General features: G+C 29.9%; 26 protein-coding genes. 4 read left to right on the forward strand and 22 right to left on the reverse strand.

Translation table 11 applies throughout. The annotated features are described in order from the left end of the window. Window positions 1–6: 6 nt before the first annotated feature. The 3 genes from greA to C4Q29_RS00860 form a co-directional block, all read right to left on the reverse strand. A complete protein-coding gene (gene greA, locus C4Q29_RS00850) occupies window positions 7–486 on the reverse strand; it encodes a transcription elongation factor GreA (RefSeq protein ID WP_103980932.1) in 480 nt (159 codons plus the stop codon). After that, window positions 473–1189: a metallophosphoesterase gene (locus tag C4Q29_RS00855; RefSeq protein ID WP_103980933.1), complete on the reverse strand. Its 717-nt coding sequence runs from the start codon at window positions 1187–1189 to the stop codon at window positions 473–475. Before C4Q29_RS00855 ends, greA begins: the two co-directional genes overlap by 14 nt. Window positions 1190–1254: 65 nt before the next feature. Further along, entirely contained in the window at window positions 1255–1479 is a 225-nt protein-coding gene (locus tag C4Q29_RS00860; RefSeq protein ID WP_103980934.1) for a YdbC family protein, read from the reverse strand. A 141-nt stretch (window positions 1480–1620) separates the two neighbouring features. Between C4Q29_RS00860 and C4Q29_RS00865 the strand changes: the two genes are divergently transcribed. Together C4Q29_RS00865 and C4Q29_RS00870 are read left to right on the forward strand one after the other, a co-directional pair. Continuing rightward, window positions 1621–2229, forward strand: a complete 609-nt coding sequence (locus tag C4Q29_RS00865; RefSeq protein WP_103980935.1) for a regulatory protein RecX — start codon at window positions 1621–1623, stop codon at window positions 2227–2229. Further along, window positions 2216–2491 carry a GIY-YIG nuclease family protein gene (locus tag C4Q29_RS00870; RefSeq protein ID WP_103980936.1) on the forward strand — a complete coding sequence of 92 codons (276 nt, stop codon included), beginning with the start codon at window positions 2216–2218 and terminating at the stop codon, window positions 2489–2491. Before C4Q29_RS00865 ends, C4Q29_RS00870 begins: the two co-directional genes overlap by 14 nt. Before the next feature lie 2 nt (window positions 2492–2493). Here C4Q29_RS00870 and rpe read toward each other — a convergent pair whose 3' ends face one another. The 13 genes from rpe to C4Q29_RS00935 are packed head-to-tail and all read right to left on the reverse strand — an operon-like array spanning window position 2494 to window position 15424. Next, on the reverse strand, window positions 2494–3150 hold the full coding sequence (gene rpe, locus C4Q29_RS00875; RefSeq protein WP_103980937.1) for a ribulose-phosphate 3-epimerase: 657 nt from the start codon (window positions 3148–3150) through the stop codon (window positions 2494–2496). Next, window positions 3150–4028 (reverse strand): ribosome small subunit-dependent GTPase A, encoded by an 879-nt coding sequence (gene rsgA / locus C4Q29_RS00880; protein ID WP_103980938.1) that lies wholly within the window; start codon window positions 4026–4028, stop codon window positions 3150–3152. Before rsgA ends, rpe begins: the two co-directional genes overlap by 1 nt. Continuing rightward, window positions 4021–5976 carry a Stk1 family PASTA domain-containing Ser/Thr kinase gene (gene pknB, locus C4Q29_RS00885; RefSeq protein ID WP_103980939.1) on the reverse strand — a complete coding sequence of 652 codons (1956 nt, stop codon included), beginning with the start codon at window positions 5974–5976 and terminating at the stop codon, window positions 4021–4023. The genes rsgA and pknB overlap by 8 nt, the downstream gene beginning before the upstream one ends. After that, entirely contained in the window at window positions 5966–6709 is a 744-nt protein-coding gene (locus C4Q29_RS00890; RefSeq protein ID WP_103980940.1) for a Stp1/IreP family PP2C-type Ser/Thr phosphatase, read from the reverse strand. Before C4Q29_RS00890 ends, pknB begins: the two co-directional genes overlap by 11 nt. A gap of 43 nt (window positions 6710–6752) precedes the next feature. Next, on the reverse strand, window positions 6753–8045 hold the full coding sequence (gene rsmB, locus C4Q29_RS00895; protein WP_159459177.1) for a 16S rRNA (cytosine(967)-C(5))-methyltransferase RsmB: 1293 nt from the start codon (window positions 8043–8045) through the stop codon (window positions 6753–6755). A 38-nt stretch (window positions 8046–8083) separates the two neighbouring features. Further along, a complete protein-coding gene (locus C4Q29_RS00900) occupies window positions 8084–8749 on the reverse strand; it encodes a zinc metallopeptidase (protein ID WP_103980942.1) in 666 nt (221 codons plus the stop codon). A gap of 8 nt (window positions 8750–8757) precedes the next feature. Beyond that, entirely contained in the window at window positions 8758–9693 is a 936-nt protein-coding gene (gene fmt, locus C4Q29_RS00905) for a methionyl-tRNA formyltransferase (protein ID WP_103980943.1), read from the reverse strand. Window positions 9694–9701: 8 nt separating this feature from the next. After that, the gene (gene def, locus C4Q29_RS00910; protein WP_103980944.1) at window positions 9702–10220 is read right to left on the reverse strand and encodes a peptide deformylase; all 519 of its coding nucleotides are present in this window, start codon (window positions 10218–10220) and stop codon (window positions 9702–9704) included. Further along, on the reverse strand, window positions 10220–12577 hold the full coding sequence (priA, locus tag C4Q29_RS00915; RefSeq protein ID WP_103980945.1) for a primosomal protein N': 2358 nt from the start codon (window positions 12575–12577) through the stop codon (window positions 10220–10222). The genes def and priA overlap by 1 nt, the downstream gene beginning before the upstream one ends. Then, window positions 12567–13748 carry a bifunctional phosphopantothenoylcysteine decarboxylase/phosphopantothenate--cysteine ligase CoaBC gene (gene coaBC / locus C4Q29_RS00920; RefSeq protein ID WP_103980946.1) on the reverse strand — a complete coding sequence of 394 codons (1182 nt, stop codon included), beginning with the start codon at window positions 13746–13748 and terminating at the stop codon, window positions 12567–12569. Before coaBC ends, priA begins: the two co-directional genes overlap by 11 nt. Before the next feature lies 1 nt (window position 13749). Continuing rightward, on the reverse strand, window positions 13750–13962 hold the full coding sequence (gene rpoZ, locus C4Q29_RS00925) for a DNA-directed RNA polymerase subunit omega (RefSeq protein ID WP_103980947.1): 213 nt from the start codon (window positions 13960–13962) through the stop codon (window positions 13750–13752). Beyond that, complete coding sequence (gmk, locus tag C4Q29_RS00930; protein ID WP_103980948.1) at window positions 13959–14534, reverse strand: guanylate kinase; 576 nt, start codon at window positions 14532–14534, stop codon at window positions 13959–13961. The genes rpoZ and gmk overlap by 4 nt, the downstream gene beginning before the upstream one ends. Before the next feature lie 8 nt (window positions 14535–14542). Beyond that, window positions 14543–15424: a YicC/YloC family endoribonuclease gene (locus C4Q29_RS00935; RefSeq protein WP_103980949.1), complete on the reverse strand. Its 882-nt coding sequence runs from the start codon at window positions 15422–15424 to the stop codon at window positions 14543–14545. Between the two features lie 101 nt (window positions 15425–15525). On the opposite strand from C4Q29_RS00935, the gene C4Q29_RS00940 reads away from it, so the two are divergent. Next, window positions 15526–17268, forward strand: coding sequence for an Rqc2 family fibronectin-binding protein (locus C4Q29_RS00940; RefSeq protein ID WP_103980950.1), 1743 nt, complete (start codon window positions 15526–15528; stop codon window positions 17266–17268). A 32-nt stretch (window positions 17269–17300) separates the two neighbouring features. Here C4Q29_RS00940 and C4Q29_RS00945 read toward each other — a convergent pair whose 3' ends face one another. From C4Q29_RS00945 to C4Q29_RS00955, 3 genes are read right to left on the reverse strand one after another with little or no spacing between them, the layout of a single operon-like run. Beyond that, complete coding sequence (locus C4Q29_RS00945) at window positions 17301–18083, reverse strand: metal ABC transporter permease (RefSeq protein ID WP_306457075.1); 783 nt, start codon at window positions 18081–18083, stop codon at window positions 17301–17303. A 10-nt stretch (window positions 18084–18093) separates the two neighbouring features. Further along, the gene (locus tag C4Q29_RS00950; RefSeq protein WP_103980952.1) at window positions 18094–18762 is read right to left on the reverse strand and encodes a metal ABC transporter ATP-binding protein; all 669 of its coding nucleotides are present in this window, start codon (window positions 18760–18762) and stop codon (window positions 18094–18096) included. A gap of 8 nt (window positions 18763–18770) precedes the next feature. Next, window positions 18771–19646, reverse strand: a complete 876-nt coding sequence (locus C4Q29_RS00955) for a metal ABC transporter substrate-binding protein (RefSeq protein ID WP_159459178.1) — start codon at window positions 19644–19646, stop codon at window positions 18771–18773. A 119-nt stretch (window positions 19647–19765) separates the two neighbouring features. Here C4Q29_RS00955 and C4Q29_RS00960 point away from each other — a divergent pair, with 119 nt between their 5' ends. After that, complete coding sequence (locus tag C4Q29_RS00960; protein WP_103980954.1) at window positions 19766–20170, forward strand: Fur family transcriptional regulator; 405 nt, start codon at window positions 19766–19768, stop codon at window positions 20168–20170. 47 nt (window positions 20171–20217) lie between these two features. On the opposite strand, the gene C4Q29_RS00965 is transcribed toward C4Q29_RS00960, so the two are convergent. Genes C4Q29_RS00965 through C4Q29_RS00975 form a run of 3 tightly spaced genes read right to left on the reverse strand, consistent with a single transcriptional unit; the run spans window position 20218 to window position 22848 of the window. After that, window positions 20218–20844 carry a hypothetical protein gene (locus C4Q29_RS00965; RefSeq protein ID WP_103980955.1) on the reverse strand — a complete coding sequence of 209 codons (627 nt, stop codon included), beginning with the start codon at window positions 20842–20844 and terminating at the stop codon, window positions 20218–20220. Further along, window positions 20822–22537 (reverse strand): phosphoenolpyruvate--protein phosphotransferase, encoded by a 1716-nt coding sequence (ptsP, locus tag C4Q29_RS00970; RefSeq protein WP_103980956.1) that lies wholly within the window; start codon window positions 22535–22537, stop codon window positions 20822–20824. Before ptsP ends, C4Q29_RS00965 begins: the two co-directional genes overlap by 23 nt. Before the next feature lie 50 nt (window positions 22538–22587). Then, on the reverse strand, window positions 22588–22848 hold the full coding sequence (locus C4Q29_RS00975; RefSeq protein WP_103980957.1) for an HPr family phosphocarrier protein: 261 nt from the start codon (window positions 22846–22848) through the stop codon (window positions 22588–22590). Between the last annotated feature and the right edge of the window lie 10 nt (window positions 22849–22858).

Here is a 22858-nt window from a genome sequence, read left to right on the forward strand (position 1 = left end):
CCTTCCTTATCTAATTATTTCGTCTAATTTATATTGTACTACACCAGCTTTAGTTTTTACATCAATTATTTGACCAACCTTAGTATTTAATAATGCTTTTCCTAAAGGAGATTCATTAGATATTTTATTTTTGCTTACGTCAGCTTCTAATGTACCAACAATCATAAATTCTAATTCTTTGCCTCTTTTTAATTCGGTTATTTTTACTTTATCACCAATTTGTACTGTCTTCACAGACTTATTATTTGTAGATTTAATAATTTCTACATTTTTTAATTGCTCTTCAATTTCAGCAATTCTTAGTTCAATTTTAGCTTGCTCATCTTTTGCCTCATCATATTCAGCATTTTCAGATAAGTCACCAAAACCACGCGCAATTTTTATCTTTTCTGAAGCTTCAGCTCTTTTTTCGTGAATTAATGTATCCAATTCTCTTTCAAGCTCTTCTTTTCCTTCTTGAGTTAATAAAACTTTATTCTTTATCATAATTCTCCTCTTTAGATAGTAAAACGGGCATAAAATCAATAGCATCACCAGATACACAATAGTATCTTATACCATTAATCATACCATTAGGCATTTTTAAGGCTTGGTCACCATGGATATGTCCGTATACAACTTTTTTTATATTATATTTTTTAAATATTTCTTCAAATTCATTGGCTTCCATTTTTTTATTAAATGGTGGATAATGCATCATGGCTATTATTTCATTATAGTCAGAATGCTTTGCTAGAGCATCGGTAATAGATAGTTCTAACCTATTTAACTCTCTTAAAAAAATCTTTTCATCAGATTCATCAAATCCTATAGTATCTCGACTTTCCCATCCTCTAGTACCTACAATTAAAGTTTCATTATACCTGAATGAATTATTTTGTAAAAAGTCTATAGTTTTATAGTCTAGAGATTGTAGCTTGCTTAAGCTTTGCCACCAATAGTCATGGTTGCCTTTCAAGATAATTTTTCTTCCATTTAATTGTTCAATTCTATCCAAATCTAATTTTACATCATCAATTTTCATTGCCCAGGATATATCACCAGCAATCAATACAAGATCATCTTCTCTTATAGTAGCTTGCCAATTTTTAAATATTTTTTCTTCATAGTTTTCCCAATTTCCACCAAAGACTGACATATCTTTTTCTTTAGTAATATCAAGGTGTAAATCAGCAATTGCATATATCATGTACTTACCTCAATTGATGAATTATACTAGAAAGACCTAATCAATTTCTCGACTAGGTCCTATTTTTATTTATCAAATTCGTCTTCTAGTATGTTTTTTAATATTTCTGCTTCTTCTTCTGTAAAAGTCACACCCTTACTCATACGAGTGTAATCTTCATTCCATTCTCTTAAATCATATTTAGCATCTCTTTCATTCCAAGATACTAGGTTGAGTTCTTTTCTCCACCCGTTTGACTTAGTAGAAAGAACGCCTAATTTTTCAACTATTTCAAATTTTAATTCTGCCATTATTCCTCCCTTAGTCGTCTTTACTTGCAATAGTATATATTCTTTTGTCTAAATTGTCAAATAAATCGGCATTTAAGCCATTTGTAAAAGAATATCTTTGACTTTAATTTCTAATATATATATCATAAATGTGAGGTAGATATGATTATAAAAAATATAAAATACAACGAAAAGACATCTATGTTTGATGTAACAATAGATGAAGATATATATATAATTTCCTATGAAGTATATGAAGAATTATCCTTAAAAAAAGATATGGAATTAACTATAGACCAGTTTAATAGCTTGATTGGTGAGAATGAATATCAGATTGCTAAGAAGAAAGCTGACAGATATATATCTTATAAGTTGCGTTCTAAAAAAGAGGTATTTGATAGGTTATACAAGGATATAAAAAATACCAAGGCCATAGATAAGGTCATAAATCATTACGAAAAAATCGGACTACTAAATGATGATTATTACGCTAAAGCCTATTTGGATCATTGCTTAAATATTAAAAATTATTCTCTGAAGTTTACTGAATTTAAGATGAAAGAAAAAGGAATTAGTCCTGATTTATATGAAAAATATCTGGATGAATATGATCATGATATTGATTATATAAATGCAAATATCTTGTTTAATAAAAAGTTTAAAAATAAAAATTTAGAAGATTATAAGGACCAACAAAAGATGTATAGGTACTTGGCATCTAAAGCATTTTCTTATGATCTTATAAAGAGGTTGATAAATGAAAGAGAATAAGGCTTATGTATATATAGTTAAGTGTTCTGATGATAGCTACTACACTGGTTACACGGTAGATTTAGATGAAAGATTGAAAATCCATAATCTTGGTAAGGGTGCTAAGTATACAAGAGCAAGGCTTCCAGTTTCTTTTGTCTTCACCCATGAATGCGAAAGCAAAAGCTTAGCTATGTCTTATGAATATAAGATAAAGCGCTTAAATAGAAAAGAAAAAGAAGACTTGATAAAAGGAATAATCTCCTTAGATCAAATCTTCTAATTTTATTTATTAAAAATTTCGTAGAACTTGTCTACATTGTTGCTTATACCATCTGGATTAAAAACCCCAGATCCTGACACATATAAATCTGCACCAGCTTCAATTACTTGATCAACATTATCAATCTTAATACCACCATCAACTTCTAAAATGATATCTCTTCCAGATTCATCTATCATTTTTCTTACTCTTTTAATTTTTTCAAGCTTGGAAGGCATAAATTGTTGGCCACCAAAACCAGGTACAACTGTCATTATTAAAATCAAATCAATATCTTGGATTAAATACTCTAATACACTTTCATGGGTGTGAGTATTTAGAACAATTCCTGCTTTCATACCATTTTTTTTGATTTCACTAACTACCCTATTTGGATGGTCAGTAGTTTCCGGATGGAAGCTAACTATATCTGCACCTGCATCTTTTAAGTTTAAAATTTGATTTTCAGGTTTATTTACCATCAGGTGAATATCAAATATTAAATCTGTATTTTTTCTAATTTGTTTAATTATGTCAGTACCAAATGAGATATTAGGTACATAAGACCCGTCCATAATATCTATATGAAGATATTTAACATGGCTCTTATTTAGTAATTCAATATCGCCTTTTAGATTATAAAAGTTTGCTGCTAAAAGTGATGGTGCTAATTCTCTCATTAGTATCTCCTCTTGTCTTGTATTTCTTTACTTATATAAATATAGTTTTCATATCTATTTCTACTTATTAAATTATCTTCTACAGCTTTTTTTACTGCACATGAAGGTTCATTTATATGGCTGCAATCAGAAAATTTACATGAATTTTTAAATTCATCAAAATCCCTAAAGTATTCTTTTACTTCTTTATAATCTTCAATAAAGGATAAGTCTATAGCTGTAAATCCAGGTGTATCAAATATAAAAGAATTTGAATCTAACTGGAATAATTCTACATGTCTGGTAGTATGCTTACCCCTTAAAGTTTTCTTGCTTATATTGCCGGTTTCAGCATTAAAATCTTCTGAAAACAAGTTTAATAAACTAGATTTACCTACTCCTGACGGTCCAGCAAAGGCTGATATTTTATTTTTTAATAATTCTTCAACCTCTTTTATTCCTTGTCCATCTGAAGCAGATGTGAAGTAAAAGTCATATGGAGTTTTTTCATATATATCTTTGAATTTGTCTATCTTTTCTTGACTTGCTAGTTCAATCTTATTGATTATTATTTTTACGTCTATTGAAAAGTGCTCTAACATAAGTAGATATTTATCAAGAATTGTATAATTTAACTTTGGACTAGCTAAACTAGACACTAGTAATATCTGATCGATATTCGCTATAGAGGGTCTAATTAAAAAGTTTTTTCTATCAAAAACTTCTTCAATATAGGCATTATCATCATCTAAGACTTGTATCTTAACCTTATCTCCAACTAGGGGTTTAATATTTTTATCTCTAAATACTCCCCTAGCCTTACACTTATATTCCTTATCTTCTGCGACTACGAAATATAATTCTTTTTGAGATTTTGTAATTATTCCGATTTTATTCATATGAAATATCTGCCTCTTTATCATTAAATAATACTTTATAGGTTGAATTTTCAACGTCTACAACAGAAACTTTTACATATCCTTTATCATCCGCATCAGATTTCTTCAAGTTTTTATTGTATACAGTTTCTCCAGTAATTTGATTTACAATTTTTACATTGATTGGATCATCGGCATCTTTAGGTAATAAAAGATTAAAAACATATTTCTTTTCTTTGTTTTCTGATTCTTCTTCAGAATTATCTGGTTCTGGTCCCTTGCTTATTTCTAGTACAATCTCAGTACCTTCTGCTACCTTATCTCCTGCTTTAATTGATTGGCTAATGACAACATTTTCTGCTTTGTCACTAAAAACTTTCTTTGAAGGACCAACCTTTAACCCAGCTTTAAATAATTTAGAGTTAGCTTCATGTTCATAATTATCTAATACATCTGGAACTGTTATTAGGTCAGGTTCTTTCGGACCGGATGAAATCACTAAATCTATTTTTGCAGCTAATTCTACTTCATCACCAGCTTTAGGACTTTGTTTTATAACTGTTCCTTTTGGTTCATTGGATTCTTCTTCTAATATATTTGATATTTCAAATCCATTTTTAATAAGTAATGCTTCTGCATTTTCCTTACTTAAACCAATCAATTCAGGCATGGTGATTAATTCTTTACCCTTACTAATAATTAAATCTATTGTACTTCCCCTATCAACCTTCCTTTGAGCTTGGAATGATTGAGAAATAACATTTCCATCGGCTATATTTTTATCGAATATTCTTTCTTTGATATTAACTTCTAAACCTAGCTCTTCTAGTCTAGATATTGCTTCCTGTTCAGGTAAATCTATTACACTTGGCACTGTAACCATTTCATTATCTTGACTACTTGTAATATAGTTGTCTATCAAAGCTTTTATCCCAAATATTGCTGCTATAGATAATAATATAGCTAAAGCAACTATAATAAAGGTTTTCTTAGGATTAAAATTATTTTCTTCAACTACTTCCCTTTTTGATTGATATCTTGCTTGAGGAATATTTTTGTCGAGTTTAAAATCTTGTTTCTTAGTTTTTCTTAATTCTGTTTTATCAGAACTTGAAATCATGCTTTCAGGACTCTTACCATCCTTAATTTGATTTAAATCTATCAATAAATTGCTTGCAGTTTTATATCTTTCATCTGGATTCTTTTCCATTAATTTGTTAATTACAGCAATTAAGTCAGGATTAAAATCAGGATTTATATTTTCTATTGGTTCTGCTTCTTCCTGTATGTGCTTTACAGCAATACTTACTGGACTCTCTCCATCAAAAGGAACCTTTCCTGTTGCTAATTCATATAAGACTACACCTAAAGAATATAGGTCTGATCTAGCATCTATATTTTGACCCTTGGCTTGCTCTGGAGATATATAGTGAACTGTACCTAATATTGAAGATGTATATGTTATTGTAGCTTCATTTGAAACATGGGCTATGCCGAAGTCAGCAACTTTGACCTTATCATCCTTTGTCAACAAAATATTAGCTGGTTTTATATCCCTATGAACTACCCCTTCAATATGGGCTGTCTGTAAAGCCTTTGTAATTTGTAAACCATATTTTAGTACCCTATCGGAATCAAGCGGTGCTTCATTTTTTATAACATCTTTTAAGTTGTTTCCATCTATTTTTTCCATAACTATGTATTCAATTGGCTTACCATCAAGTTCAGTAGTTCCAGCATCATATATGGAAACTATATTGTCATCAGCTAAGGATGCTGATGCTGAAGCTTCTAATCTTAGACTATTAATAAAGTTTTTGTCATCATCTTCTAAATGTGAATATTTTAAGATTTTAATAGCTACATTTCTTGATAAGACAGTATCATATCCATCATAAACTATGGCCATTCCACCTTTACCAATTATTTTATTTATTTTATATCTATTATTTAATATTTTACCAATCATGATTATCCTCAATTAACTTCGCTATTGTTATAGTTATATTATCTTTACCACCAGTTGAATTAGCCATATATTTTAATATATCGCAAGATTCTCTTACATTGTATCCATTTGACAACACATCTTCTATATCTTCATCATCTATCATATCTGTAAGACCATCACTGGCCATTAAAATAAGGTCACCATATTTCAACTTTTGCTTCTTAATATCAATCTTATAGTTTTCTACTGCTCCTAGAGCACTTGTTATCTGATTTCTTGGATAGAAGGCTGCTTCTTCCTCTGTAATAGCTCCAGAATCCAATAGTTCTTGAACAAAAGAATGGTCTCTTGTGATTTGCTCAAGACCATTTTCATTATAGATATATAATCTACTATCACCCACATTTGCATAATATAGGGTATCATCTACAATTAGGCTCAATATCATTGTGGTACCCATACTTGAACGGCTCTTATCTTCTAAAGATTCTTTTATAATTTTATTATGGGCTAATCTTACTGATTCAGCTATTAAATCAAATAAGTCATCAGGATCTGTCTTATGAATATTTTCTACAATATTTTTTGATATAAGATCACAAGCCAGCATAGAAGCAACTTCCCCTGCATTGTGTCCTCCCATACCATCACATATTATGAACAAAGAAAACTTACTCGTCGATTGACTGTAGTAGTTATCTTCATTATTTTTTCTAACTCTTCCCCTATCGGTAATTGTAAAATATTCCATAAAAACTCTCGCATAATTTTTTATATAAAATATTATAGCATAATTATAGTATTTTAGTCATTTTGCATATGTAAAAACCATCACTACTCTTATTAGGTAAAATTTCTTTATAGTCATTTCCATCAATAGGAACAATTTTAATATCTGGATGTTTATTTATAAAATCTTTTATAATATCTTGATTTTCTAATTTTCCAATTGTACAAGTAGAATATATTAAATCTCCACCTTTTTTTACATATGAATAAGCTCTATCCAATATTTCATTTTGAATACTTGCTATGCTCTTTATATCTTCATAGGTCCTGTATAGTTTGATTTCAGGTTTTCTCTTAATAACTCCTAGACCAGAGCAAGGTGCATCTACAAGTACATAATCAAATTTATTTTCAAAATCTTCTACATTCTTACTTGCATCATAATTTTTTAAGTTATAATTTGTTAATTGAAGTCTTTGGAAATTTTCTATAATTTTATCATTCTTACTTGTGGATATATCGTTAGCTAAAACTTCGCCAGTATTTTTCATGATTTGAGCCATATGAGTTGACTTTGAGCCTGGTGCTGCACATAAGTCCAATACTTTTGAATTTTCCTTTGGATTTACTACATTACCCACTAAAATACTTGCTTGATCTTGGATAGTAAAATATCCCTTAGCAAATTCTTCTGTATCAACTATTCCATTTGGATTTTCTACTAGCAAAGCATCTGGACTTAAGCTTGATTCTTTAATCTCAAAATCTAGTTTTTCAAGCCTTGCTTTTAAGTCCTCATTACTTATCAAATAAGTATTTACCCTGATAGTAAAGTCTGCTTGGTCAGAGAACGACGCAACTATATCTTTGTAGTTTGTATAGTTGTCTTTTAAATACTTTATTATGTCCATATTGGTAGAATATTTTATAGACAAGTATTTATCACCTTTTTCATCTATTTCCATAATTTTTTCTTTGTTTCTGTCTAGGTTTCTCAAAACTCCATTTATAAAACCCTTTGATTTAAAACTAAATTTTTTACATAAATTAACTGCTTCATTTATAACTGCATATGACCTACTTTCTAAAAATGTTAATTCGTAGACAGCAATTCTTAAAATATTTAATACATTTTTATCTAATTTATTTAGCTTTATCTTTGAAAGTTTACCTATCATATAATCAATATAGTAAAGATTTTCTACTACACCATAAACAAGTTTTCTAAATAAAGCCCTATCAATTTCAACTACCTTTTCAACTAAGTCATTTATTATTTCTGTTGAATATTGGTCTTGGTTTAATATCTTATCCAAGGCATAAACAGCCTGTCTTCTCGCTTTAATAACAACCTCCAAAATAAAAAAGACAATATCCGCTAAGATATTGTCCATTATTAATTTCTATTATTTCTCATAGACATAAATCTAAGTAGCTGTATTACGGAAACTAAAGTAGAAGCTACATATGTCATTGCTGCTGCACCTAATACTTTTTTAGTTCCTGTTTTTTCTTCACTACTTATTATACTATAATTTTCCAAATGTTTCATGGCCCTATTACTTGCATCAAATTCAACAGGTAGGGTCACAACGTGGAACAGTACTGAAGCTGAGAATAATATAATACCTAGGTCTACAAGTCCTACTATATTTAAGAATAAACCTAACATAATTAAAATAAAGGTAAATCTTGATGTAAAGTTAACTACCGGTACTAAAGCAGATCTAAATCTTAAAAATGCATAAGCTTCATTATCCTGTATAGCATGTCCTACCTCATGGGCAGCTATTGAAACAGCAGATACCGAATCTGATCCATATACATTTTCTGAAAGTCTTATGGTTTTATCTCTTGGATCATAATGGTCTGTTAATTGACCATTTATTGGCTGTATGTCTACATCATAAATACCATTTTGTTCTAAGATTTTTCTTGCTGCTTGCTCTCCAGTTAGTCCAGAGCTTGATCTAACTCGAGAATATTTAGCATAGTTACTAGATACTTTTGCGGATGCTAGCATAGAAACACCCATCATAATCATTAGTAATAAATAATACATATATCCTCCTATTGTAAATGTACACCTATATCTATACTATTGCCCCTTAAGTAGTCTTCAATAGACATCCTTCTTTTACCAGGAAATTGTATTTCTTTTATAGCAATACATTTATCTAAACAATTAACATATATTGCTTGGTCATCACAAGCAAATATTTTTCCTATCTCATCATCAGTATATTTATCAATTATGTTAATCTTATGTATTTTTACTTTTTCATCATTATAAACTACATAAGTTGATGGCCAGGAAGAAAATGCCATTATTTTCGCTTGAATGTCTTCAGCCTTTTCATCAAATTTTATATGTCCCATTTCTTTAGTAATTTTTTTTGAATAAGTTGCTTGACTATGGTCTTGCTTAGTCCTATGAGCATATAAGTCATCATAATTGTTTATAGTATCAACTATTAATTGTCTAGATAAGAAAGATAAGTGATCATGGACTTCATTTATAGAAGTTTCTGGTGTAAGGTCCATATATGCAATATCTAAGACATCTCCTGTGTCCATAGATTTTTCGATAAGCATGGTGGATACACCTGTTTTACTATCTTTATTTAAAATTGCCCACTGCATAGGGGCAGCTCCCCTATATTTAGGTAAAATTGAAGAATGAATGTTTATAATCCTATCTTTGTAAGTTTCTAAAAGCTGGTCACCAATCATTTGGCCATAGGCTACTACAACAATGAAATCTGGATTTATAGAATTAATTAATTCTATAGTATCTTTTGAATTTACATTATCAGGTTCATAGGATTTTATCCCCAATTCTAAGGCTTTTTCTTTTACCTTAGTTGGTAAAAGTTTGTTTCTACCTCTTATCTTATCTTTACCTGTGATTACTAATTCCACTGATATATTTGGGTCTTCATGTAAGGCTTCTAAAGAATTAACAGCAAATTCTGGTGTACCCATAAAAACTATTTTTTTAGTCATCTTGCCTCCTATTCTTCAGCTATTTCGTCGCCTTTGTCTTTAGCTAATCTTTCTCTAATCTCTTCTATATTATCATCTGTCACTTCTTCAATATATTTAGATGTGATTAAAATACCATCTAGATGGTCGTATTCATGTTGGAAGCATTTAGCTAAAAGTCCATCAGCTTCTATAATTTGTTCTTGTCCATTTTCGTCTGTATATTTAGCCTTAATCCATTCTGCTCTCTCAACAGTTCCTTGGAAATTAGGTATAGATAGGCATCCTTCTATGTCAATATCACTACCTTTTCTTTCTAAAATTTCTGGATTGATCACTTTATAGACATGGTCTTCACCAAGGTCTATAACAAATAATCTTCTTAAAACTCCAACTTGAGGACCTGCCAAACCAATACCATTATTCTCACGCATGGTATTTACCATGTCATTTAATAGTTGTTTGATTCTTTCATCAATTTTTTTTACAGGTCTTGCTTTCTTATTTAATATTTCATCTGGAACAAGTCTAACTACTCTTAAACTCATCAATCCTCCTCCAATTTAAAATTAACATATACTTTTTGGTCTCTGAAATTTCTAAGTACATTTGCAAGCTTTATTAAATCATTTTTATTGTAAGATTTTATAATAATATCAAACCTATACCTATTGTTGATTTTTTCAATCAAACTAGGTGTTGGTCCGGTTATTTCAATAATATCTGCAGATTTTTTACGTATAAATTCATTAGTTTTTTGGGCTATCTTCCTACCAAAATTAATGGCATAAAACCTATCTTTTGACGATATATTTATATTTAAAATCTTTACATATGGTGGATAGTGAAATGTTTTTCTTGAGCCAATCTCCTCTTTATAATATTTTTTATAATCATGGTCTGCTGCATTTTTAATAGCATAATGATCTACATTATATGTTTGTATTAAAACATTTCCACCAACATTCCCCCTGCCTGATCTTCCTGCTACTTGGGTAATCAAATTAAAAGTCTTTTCACCAGACCTAAAGTCAGGAATATTTAAACTAACATCAGCAGATATGATACCAACTACAGATACATTTGGGAAATCTAAACCCTTGGCCAACATCTGAGTACCTATGAGTATATCAATTTCATGGTCATTCATTTTCCTGTAAATTTCTTCATAGTCATCCTTCTTTGATGTGGTATCTGCGTCCATTCTTCTGACCCTAGTATGAGGAAACATCTTTTTCGTTTCCATTTCAAGCATTTCTGTTCCTGCTCCAAATTCCTTTATCCAAGTAGAGCCGCAATTAATACATCTTTTTTGCTTTTGTGCAGTCCTACCACAATAGTGGCAAATAAGTCTTTCTTTTGACATATGGTAAGTCATAGCTACATCACAAGCTTCACACTTGTGGACATATCCGCATTTTCTACAAAATACAAAGGAAGAATATCCTCTCTTATTTAAGAACAAAATTATTTGTTCTTTATTTGCTAAAGCTTTTTCAATCTTTTCTTGTAGGTCAAGTGAAAACATACTAAAATTATTCTTCTTTAATTCTTCTCTCATGTCTACAATTTCAATGTTAGGCATAGGAAGATTGTTTACCCTGTTATTGAGTTCCAATAATCTTATTTTTCCTTTTTGCACTTCATAATAAGATTTGATTGAAGGTGTAGCACTAGCTAATAAAAGCTTAGCCTTATGATATTTGACACGCAATTTCGCAATTTCTATAGCAGAGTATTTTGGATTTTTATCTGATTTATATGAATCTTCATGTTCTTCATCAATCACTATTAATCCGATATTTTCAAAGGGAGCAAAAATTGCTGACCTAGCACCGATTACAATTTTTACCTCTTTATTTTTTATCATCCTCCATTGGTCAGCTCTTTCTGAAAGTGTGAGCTTTGAATGAAGGACTGCTATTTGATTTCCAAACCTACCCTGAAACCTTGCAATTGTCTGTGGTGTAAGAGATATCTCAGGAACTAGGATAATAGCTTCTTTGCCATCGTTAATACATTTTTCAACAAGTTGTAAGTATATCTCTGTTTTACCAGACCCGGTAACCCCATGTAAAAGAAAAGTATTATCTTCACTATTTAATATCTCTGTATACACCCTCTCTTGGTCAGGGTTTAATTTTATTTTTTTAAAATCTTCTACCTTATCAAGCACCTTCCTATAAACTTTTTCTTTTTTTATAGTAATAAGGTCTTTTTCTAGTAAGGAATTTAAGCTTGCTGTACTAGTTTTAGTTTTTTCTAATAAAACTTTTTTATCTGATGGTCCTTGGTCTTGCAAATAATCTAATAAAGCTTTTTGTTTATGTGAATTTTTTCTTATTTTGTCCTTATAGTTATTGTCTAGCAAATATACAGTTTCTTTATATTTGATACTTGATTTACCCATTAAGGAAATATATGACTCTAAATAATCTTTTTTACTTAAATCACTTATTTCTGATTTCTTATATTTCCCTGGAAATTCTTTTTCGATATCTTCAAAGCTTTTATAGTCTATTAAAAAATTGTACAAGCCTTCATCTATAGATTTTAATGATTCTCTAGATTTAAAAAACTCTTTAACCTTGTCAGCAGAACCTGGTGGTAATACTGTATTTATAGCTGAAGAGTAATCAGACAAATTATTTTTAATCATATATAAGGCTATATCTAATAACTCTTTAGATATAAGAGGTTTAGAATCCAAAACTTCTGTAATTTTTTTAGCTGGAAAATCTGGTTTTCCCTTAATCTCTTCGACAACTATGCCTATTCTTTTTACATCTGCATTACCAAAAGGTACTATAACCCTAGTACCTAATTCTAACTTTTCATCAGATGCATAGGTAAATAACCTATCTAAAAATGAAGTTTTTGATTTTACTATAAGCTTATAAAACATTTTTCACCATTTCATCTAAAATCTTATTAGCCAATTCATCCTTGGTCATGATATCCAAGCTAGTGTTTTCTTTTGAAGTAATTAAAGTGACAATATTTGTATCATAATTAAATCCAGCACCTTCCTTACTTACATCATTAGCAACTATAAGGTCTAGATTTTTATTTTTTAATTTTCCTTGTGCATTTTCAATTAAATCATCAGTTTCTGCAGCAAAACCAATCAAGTATTGTTTATCTTTCTTTTGACCAAAGTATTTTAATATATCTATACTTTTAGTCAATTCAAAGTTTACATTTTGGTCACTTTTTTTGATTTTACTATTTGAAGTATTAACAAATTCATAATCAACAGGAGCTGCGGCCATTATTAAAGCATCTAAATTATCAAATTCTTTATCAATACTATCTAACATATCTTGGTTAGTTTCTACATGGATATTATTAACCATATAAAGCTCAGGTGTTTTAACTGCTCCTTGTACCAAGCTAACATTTGCTCCTCTATTTCTTGCTGCCTTGGCTAAGGCATAGCCCATTTTACCTGAGGAATTATTGGTCAAAAATCTTACAGGATCTAGTTTAGTTTTTGTAGGTCCTGAAGTAACCAATATATTTTTACCCAGCAAGTCTTTTTCAGTCAATTTATATTCTATATATTCTATAATTTCATTTGGCTCAGCCATTCTTCCCTTACCAACAGTGTTGCAAGCTAGCTGGCCTTCATTGGAATCAATAAAGTCATAGCCAAGACCTTGTAGGAATTCTATGTTTCTTTGAGTAATAGGATTTAACAACATATTAGTATTAGTTGATATAGCAAAAGCCACAGGAGCTTTAGAAGCTAATATAGCTGTTGTTAATAGGTTGTCTGCAATCCCAGCCGCAACCTTAGCAACTGTATTTGCAGTAGCAGGTGCAACTAAAAATAGGTCCACATCATTTGTTATATCAATATGTAAAACCTTGTCTGGATGAACCCACATATCTGTATATACTATATTATCAGACATGGTTTCAAAAGTAATAGGGTTTATAAACTTAGTTGCTGATTCAGTCATTATTACTTCAACATCTGCTCCTAATTTTCTAAGGCTTGAAATAAGTGATAGCACCTTATATATGGCTATACCACTTGAAACACCTATTAATATTTTTTTACCCTTTAACATATTAATCCTCTTTTACTGGTGCACTTTTTGTAGACTTTACTACTTTTCCTTCCATAATTTCGTCTAAAGCCTTAGTTACAGGACTTTTACTTTTTGTTGATACTAAAGTTTTTTCACCATCTATAAGTTGTTTTGCTCTCTTAGCTGTCAACATGGCTATTTCGTATCTTGATGGGCTTATTTTTTCTAATTCTCTAAATGATGGGTTTATCATAATTTACTCCTTCTTTCTCTTTCTTCTTCTATGATTTCTTCTAATCTATCAGTTGCTTTGTCTACATAATCATTGATTAAATAATAATCGTAATATTTGATTTGTTCCAATTCTTTCTCAGCGGTTTCTAATCTGGTTTTGATATTTTCTTCAGATTCTGTTCCCCTATGTCTCAATCTTTTTTCTATGTCAACCTTTTTAGGAGGTAAGACAAAGATTGATAAGGCATCGTCTTCAAAGTTTTCTCTAACTTGAGAACCACCTTGGACATCTATTTCTAATAATACAATCTTACCCTCTTTTATTTTTTCTTCTACAAATTGTTTAGGTGTCCCATAATAATTTCCATGAACATTGGCATATTCAAGTAATTTGTTATTTTTTATCAAGTCTTGGAATTCTTCTTTAGTCTTAAAAAAATAATCTACTGAGTCTTGTTCATTTTCTCTTTTATATCTGGTGGTTACTGAAATAGATAAAACAATATCATCTCTTCTTTTTAAGAGTTCCTTTACTAGCGTTCCCTTGCCTGCAGCTGTAGGTCCAGATAAAACTAATAAAAAGCCATCCATATTTCCTCCTATTCTATATTTTGTACTTGCTCTTTTATCTTTTCTATTATAGTTTTCATTTCAATTGTTGTATTTATAAGCTCAATCTTTTGTGATTTAGAAGCTATAGTATTTGTTTCTCTAAGCATTTCTTGACTAATAAAATCAAGTTTTTTACCAATAGGTCCATCCGCTTCAAGATATTTATTGAATTGGTCTATATGAGAATAAAGCCTTGTAATTTCTTCATTTATATCTTGCTTGTCAGCATAGTAAACAATTTCAGCTGCTACCCTATCCTCATCTACTAACTTTGAATCGATATTTTCACTAATAGACTTATGTAGCTTATCTTTAATTTCTTGCTTTATATCTTTTGCCAAGTCTTTAACCTTATCAAGATTATCTCTAAGGTCATTAAGATTTGAGGTCAAATCCTTATGAAGGTTTTTACCTTCTTCCATTCTCATCTCAACTAGCTCTTCTAATACTTCTCCTAATTGACCTAAAACTATATTTTCTAGAAAATCATCATCTAATTCTTCTGGTTCAAAAACTAGGACATCTTCGTTTCTCAATATATCACTTAGGTTAATCCGCTCTTTAGATATACCTGCCTGGTCAGCTATTACTTTAAGTTTCTCTCCCATATCTTTAGCTAAATCAAGGTTAACTTTTATAGCAGTATTGCCTATAGACTTATTTTTAGACCTGATAAAGATATCTACACGTCCCCTGTTGATATATCTCTTAATTAACTTATTAATCTTATCCTCTAAAAAGTTTAGTTGATAAGGCATCCTAACATTAATATCTAAAAATCTTGAATTGACAGTTTTAACTTCAATATCAAAATTTAATTCTTCATTCAAAAAATGGGTTTTTCCAAACCCTGTCATTGATTTAATCATATTCACCTCTTATTATTATTTTATCACTATATATATTTAATTCAATCAAATGTTACAAAAAAGTAATATATCCTGTGTTATAATATAATAAAGGAGTTAATATGGCTTTAGATGGTATAACAATGAGAGCTCTAACTAAGGAGCTAAATGAAAAATTAATCGGTGGAAGGATTCAAAAAATCTATCAAATCAATCCCCACCTAATATTATTTAATATTTATAACAAAGAAAACTATAAATTGCTGGTATCGACAAATCCTCAAAATGCAAGGATACATTTGACCAAGTCTCAATATGAAACACCAAAACAGGCTACTCAATTTACTATGATTATGAGAAAGCACCTACAAAATGCAAGTATCTTGTCTATAGAGCAAAACGGTTTAGATAGATCAATTATAATCAAAATGAGTGGTAAGAATGAACTTGGTATATTGGAAGAGAAAAAAGTATTTGTAGATATTATGGGAAAACATTCAAACCTTGTTTTAACAGATGAAAATGATAAGGTGCTGGAATCTATTAAAAGAATCTCCCATGAGATGTCTAGCCTTAGAGCAGTTTACCCTGGTACAAAATTTAATTTACTAGAAGATAGTAAATATAATATTTTAGATGGTTTAGTGAATCTAGAAGATTTAGATATAGATAAAAATTTTAATATAAAAAAAATATTCTACATGACCTTTACTGGATTTGGTCCACAGATCGGTCAAGAAATAGCCTTTAGGGCAAATATTGATCCTTCAAGATCATATGCTAGTCTGAGTGATAAGGAAAAAGAAGATTTAAACAATAATTTCTTAAGCATTAGCAAGCAAATAATTGACCAAGATTTTACTTATTACTTGTATGATTATGATAGTAAAGATATTGACTATTACCCTATAAAGTTAGAACACAAGGCTGATAACTATAAAGTACTTGATTCAATCAGTGAAGCAATAGACATTTATAGTTCAATTAAGGTAGATGACAATAGCTTAAACCAGGCCAAGGCAAATCTAATAAATATATTAAACAATCAAGTATCCAAAGATGTGAAAAAATTACACATTTTAGAAGAAGAATATAAGGATTCCCTATCCCATGATGATTATAGGATCAAGGGTGATCTTTTATCAATGGTTGCCCACACTATAAAAAAGGGTCAGGAAAGTATAGTAGCTACAAACTATGAAAATAATGAAGAAGTTGAGATTGACCTAGATATAAGTAAGAGTCCATGGGAAAATATTGAGCATTACTATAAAATTTCTAAAAAACTTTCTAAGAGAAAAAAGATTTTAGAATCCACTATCCCTAACTTAAAAGAAGATATATCATATCTAAAATCCTTGGCTACTCAAGTAAGTCATTCTGACGATGCTGGGGATATAGATGATATAAAGGATGAAATGTCTAGCCAAGGTCTAATAAAATCCAAAAATAAGAAAAAGAAGAAAAAATCATCTTCTAATAAACATCCTTATTTAAGATTTAAAACTGACAACAACAATCTAATATATGTTGGTAAGAATAATAAACAAAACGAAGAAATCACCCTAAGAATCGCAAATCCGGATGATATTTTCTTCCACATAAAAGACTTGCCAGGATCCCATGTAATCTTAAGAAAAGGCCAAGAATTTGAAGACTATGAATTTGAAATAGCAGCTTATTTGGCAGCCTACTATTCTAAAAATTCAAATGATAAATATATAGATGTAGATTATACAGAAAAGAAAAATGTAAACAAGGCCAAGGGAGCTAAACCTGGTATGGTTTACTATACTAATTTCACTACTTTAAGAGTTGATTTAGATAATAAGCCTGAAGGCTACCATAAAATAAATGAAGATTAAAAATCCCGAATCTTGATAGATTCAGGATTTTTTTATATTTTTTTTGATTTAAGACTTGAATATAAAATTGTAATTAGCAATCCAAAGACCGATATCATTATAATACTTCCACCAGGTTTCAATTGTAAGTAATAAGCCATAGTCAATCCTAAAAAGAAATAAATCATTCCAAAGGCAACTGATAAAATAGCAGTTCCTTTATAATTTTTACCTAAAAGCATTGCTGTAGCTACTGGTAAGACCATTAGTGATGATATGATAAGTATACCTACTATCCTTGATGATAAGGCTATAGTCAAAGCTAGTAACAAAGTAAAGAGATAATCATTTTTCTTTATATTAACCGATGCCAATCTAGCAGAACTTTTATCAATTGATATAAACATTAGCCCATAATAAGTGTAAATATAAGCTGCAATCACTAATAGAGATAAAGCAATAATCATAATGATATCTGTTTTAGAAATAGCCACTAATGAACCAAATAAATATGATTCAAAATTTTGTGCACCAAGTATAAAGTCTGATAAAATCGATGCTAGACCTATACCAAAACTCATGATAATTGCTGTTGCCATATCCCCATTTTTAGGAAATTTTGACCTTATAAATTCTATTGAAAAAGCTGATAATATACTTACAATTATAGCTCCTATAATTGGGTTTATTCCTAAGATAACCCCTAAAAATATACCACTAAGACTGGTATGACTTAAGGCATCACCAACTGTAGATGTCCTTCTATTTACAACTACAGTCCCCATCAAGGGTATAACTATTGAAATAAAAAAGCCTACCAAAAAGGCTCTTCTCATAAAATTGTAACTAAACATTTTTTAATAACTCTTTCTCTTTTAACATATACTTCTTATAATTAAACTTGTCTAAATTATCACTTTCATGGGTTACCAAAATAATAGTAAGGTCATGGTGGGTATGTAAGTGACTTATTAAATCGTAAAAATCTTCTTTACTTTCCCTATCTACACCTACTGTAGGCTCATCAAAAATCAAGACTTCTGGATTGTGGACCATAGCTTTTGCTATCATAACTCTTTGTTTTTGTCCACCAGATAAAGTATTGAAGTCTCTATCCGCCAAATCTTCTAATTTAAAAGACTTTATAATATCCATAACTTGTCTCTTATGCCTTGGCTTAGGTAGGTTAAAGAAATTAAATTCTTGGTAAAGATTAAGTAGGATCAATTCCTTTACAGATATTGGAAAGTTGGTTGAATTATCTCTTGATATTTGTGGTACATAACCTATCTTTTTCCAATCTGAAAAATCTTTTATATTTTGTCCAAAAAGTTTAATTTCGCCCTTAAAATTAGTAAGCTCACCTATTAATAATTTTAATAGTGTAGATTTCCCACTACCATTATTTCCCAGCAAAATTACAAAATCATTTTTATTTATAGTTAAATTTATATTGCTAAGAACTAAATCATTCTCATAAGAGAATGATAAGTCCTCGAATTTAATTATTTCCATTATTAATCCTATTCAAATGAAGTCACTAGATTTTCTAGATTCATTTCTAATAACTTTATATAGTCCATACCATTATCAACATCTTTTTGAGTAATTACTTCTAAAGTTGATATTGGTAGTACCTTTCCATTAACTTCTTCAGCTATAGTTTGTGCTATTTTATCACTTTGACCATATTCATAAAATACAATATTGATATTTTTACTTTTCATAATATCAACTATTTCTTTCATACGGGCTGCATTTGGCTCATTTACTGAATTTATACCTTCTATCCCAACTTGTTCTAAATCATACTCTTGTAATAAGTAATTAAAGGCTGCGTGAGGTGCTATAAAGGCCCTACCCTTGTATTTGCTCAATTCTTCATCGTATTTCTTTTCAACTGTTTTAAATTCTTCTAAGGCTTTTTCATAGTTTTCATTATAATAAGCCTCATTTTTCTTATCTATTTCTATTAATTTGTCTTTAATTTTTTCTAACATAAGCTGTGGATTTTTTACTGATAGCCATGTGTGAGGATCTGTATGACCATCGACTTCGATTAAATCAATACCTTCAGACAAATCTAATATTTTTAGGTCTGGTTGACTACTTTTAATTTGGTCAATCCAACCTTCAAAGCCTGCACCATTGATTGCTAGCAAGTCAGACTTAGAAATATTTTCCATATCTTTTATACCAGGTTCAAAAGAATGGGCATCGCCAGTTTGAGTTAAGTTGTTAACTTCTACCTTGTCTCCACCAACTCTTTTTATTAAGTCATAAACTGGGAAAAATGATGCTACAACATTTATTTTTTCATTATCTTTATTATTACTACTTGTACATCCAGTAATTACTAGCACTAAGGCTAATAAAATCATATAAACTTTCTTTTTCATCATATTCCTTTCTGTTTAATGAGAATCATTACCAATTAATTATACAAGATATATGACTTTTGTCAATGGAATATTGAAATCTAAGTCTTATGTAGTATAATGTTAATGAGGTGAAAAGTATGAATATATTAAAAAAACATGGTCTAAAAGAAACTAAAACTAGAATAGAGATATTAGAACTTTTAGAAAAAGAGACTTTATTAAATGCAGAACAAATATTTGAAAGACTACAAGACAGCAAGGTAAAAATTTCTTCAATCTATAGGAATCTTGCAACCTTTACAGATGAAAATATTCTTATTAGAACTGTAGGTTTAGATAATATATCTTACTATCAATTAAACACCGATGACCATGTCCACCAAATTGTATGCGAAGAATGCGGCAAGGTTGATATAGTCGACCATGGGCCTTTAATGGAAATTGAAAGAGATATTGAAGAAAAAACAGGTTTTACTATTACTTCTCATAGTTTTGAATTCTCAGGTTTATGTGAGGAATGCGCAAAACATAATCATAAATAATATTAATATAATAAAGCTCCTATCCATTTGGATAAGAGCTTTTATTTTTATTCTAACCATTTTGGTTTTATTAATGTAAAATCGTCGTAAGAGTCAAATATAAATTCTATTATAGATTCATATACATCTCTATCTTCTTTGTTCTTTAACTCAGACATGTCATCAATTAAATCAATAGTATATTTAGCTGTATAATAAGTAAATAGCTTATAGAACTTTATATTGAACTTATTATCATTTATCTTATTTATAAGAAGTTTAGCTAAATCTTTATTTACATAGGCTATTATATTTAGATCAAGATAATCAATTATCTTATCTGAAAATTTATCTGATTTTTCAAAACTAATATTAAAATTGTCATCAAAATCAGTTGCTATTATAGATGAATCTTTTATAGACCTTGAAGCAATCCTATCTTTTAATAAATGAATATTTTCATTTATATAATCTATGAGTATATAATCTTTAAGTCCTTGTTTCCTTATAAGCCCATGTCTGTAAAGACTATAGTTTTTGTCAATGATATATTCATCCATCCAATTTATATCTGAGTCTTTCTCAATATGGATATCTGATAGACTCTGACAAATATTGTCAGATAATCTTTCAATTTCTTTTCCATTTAAGTTTTTAATTCTTTTGAGAAAATTATTCTGTAACAAAATTGTCATTGTGGTCCTTTAAGGTTTTTCTAATTTGACTTACATCATCCATTGCTAATATTTCTTCTGCAAATTTTTCTGCTTCTGCAAGATTAGAATTATTGATAATAGCCTTTACTTGACCAACCTTTGATCCTACAACTGAAAATTCATCTAAGCCTAGGCCTAGTAAAATATATGTTGCCATTGTATCAGATGACATTGAACCACACATACCTGTCCATTTATCATGTCTATGTGAAGCGTCAATAACTTGTTTTATAGCTCTTAATACTGCAGGATTGAAGTAATCATATAAGTGTGAGATCTTATCGTTTCCTCTATCTACTGCTAGTATATATTGGGTTAAGTCATTTGTACCAATACTGAAGAAATCAGCATATTTAATTAATTCATCTGCAACAAATACTGAAGCTGGTGTTTCAACCATGATACCTACTTCGATATCTTCGTCAAATTCTATACCTTCTTTTCTTAATTCTTCTTTATATTCTTCTAAATGAGCTAATACAGTTTTAATTTCATTAACTGATATGATCATTGGTAAAAGAATTTTAACATTTCCAAAGGCTGAAGCTCTAAGTATAGCTCTTAGTTGTGTTCTTAAAATATCTGTTCTATCAAATTGAACTCTTAAAGCTCTCCATCCTAAGAATGGATTTTCTTCTTTTGGAAACTCGAAGTAGTCTAAGCCCTTATCACCACCTATATCTAATGTTCTAATAATTAATGGTTTTTCACCCAATAATTCAGCAGCTTCTTTGTATACTGCAAATTGTTTTTCTTCTGATGGGAAGTCATTTGAATCCATATATAGGAATTCTGTTCTAAATAGACCTACACCTTCTGCTCCTTCTTCAATAGCATCTTTTAGGTCACTGATACCACCGATATTTGAAACAACTTCTAAAGCTTTTCCATCTTTTGTTTTTGCTTCTTGGAATTTATATTTTTCAGCTAATTCTTTGTCAGCCTTGATAGTTTCAAATTTTTCTTGGTATTCTTTAACTGTATCTTCGTCTGGATCAGTAATGATTACACCTTCTAAAGCATCTAAGATAATAAAGTCTCCACTTTTAACCTTACTTGTTATATCATTCATACCAACTACTGCAGGTATACCTAAAGTTTGGGCTATGATTGATGAATGTGATGTTTTACCACCTAAATTCATAGCCAATCCTAATACATGATCCTTATCCATTGTTGATGTATCTGTCGGTGTAAGTTCTTCAGCAACTATGATGTAATCATCATCTAATGTAGAAAGAGTTTTTGGTTGTACATTTTTTAACTTGTACATAATATTTTCACCGATATCTCTGTAGTCTGCAGCTCTTTCACTTAGGTATTCATCGTCCATCATTTCAAAAACAATAGCCATTTCATTGATAGCACTATCTAAGGCTAATTCAGCATTGTTTAAGTCATTAGAAATCTTTCCTGTAACCATTTCTAATAAGGCAGGGTCTGTAACTAGCTCAATATGAGCATCTCTAACGCCAGCTTCAGCATCACTTGTAACTACCCTATTTTCTAAGTCTAACTTATAAGCTTCTATGGCTTCAGTTACTGATTTGATTTCAGCATCTACTTGATTTGCTTGTATACTTTCTTGGTTAATAATAAGCTCGGTTTTCTCAAATAAATAAACCTTGCCCATTGCAACTCCATCTGAAGCAGCAATTCCTTTAAATCTCATAATACTCTCCTTTAAAAAAAGGGATACATAAGTATCCCTCTTTTGTTTTATTAGTCAGTTAAGTTTTGAATGAATTCAACTACTTTTTCTACATGTTCTTCTTCATTTTCACCAGTAACTTTAACTGTTACTTCTGTGTCTTTTGATATTCCAAGACTCATTACTGAGAAAATACTCTTTGCATTCGCTACTTTACCATCTTTGATTAATTCAACTTCACCAGGTATACCCTTTACGAATTGAACTAATGCTGCTGCTGGTCTTGCATGTAGACCTGTTTCGTTTAATACTGTAACTTTCTTTTCTGCCATATTATCCTCC

The sequence above is a fragment of the Helcococcus massiliensis genome (assembly GCF_900258485.1).
GTDB lineage: Bacteria > Bacillota > Clostridia > Tissierellales > Peptoniphilaceae > Helcococcus > Helcococcus massiliensis.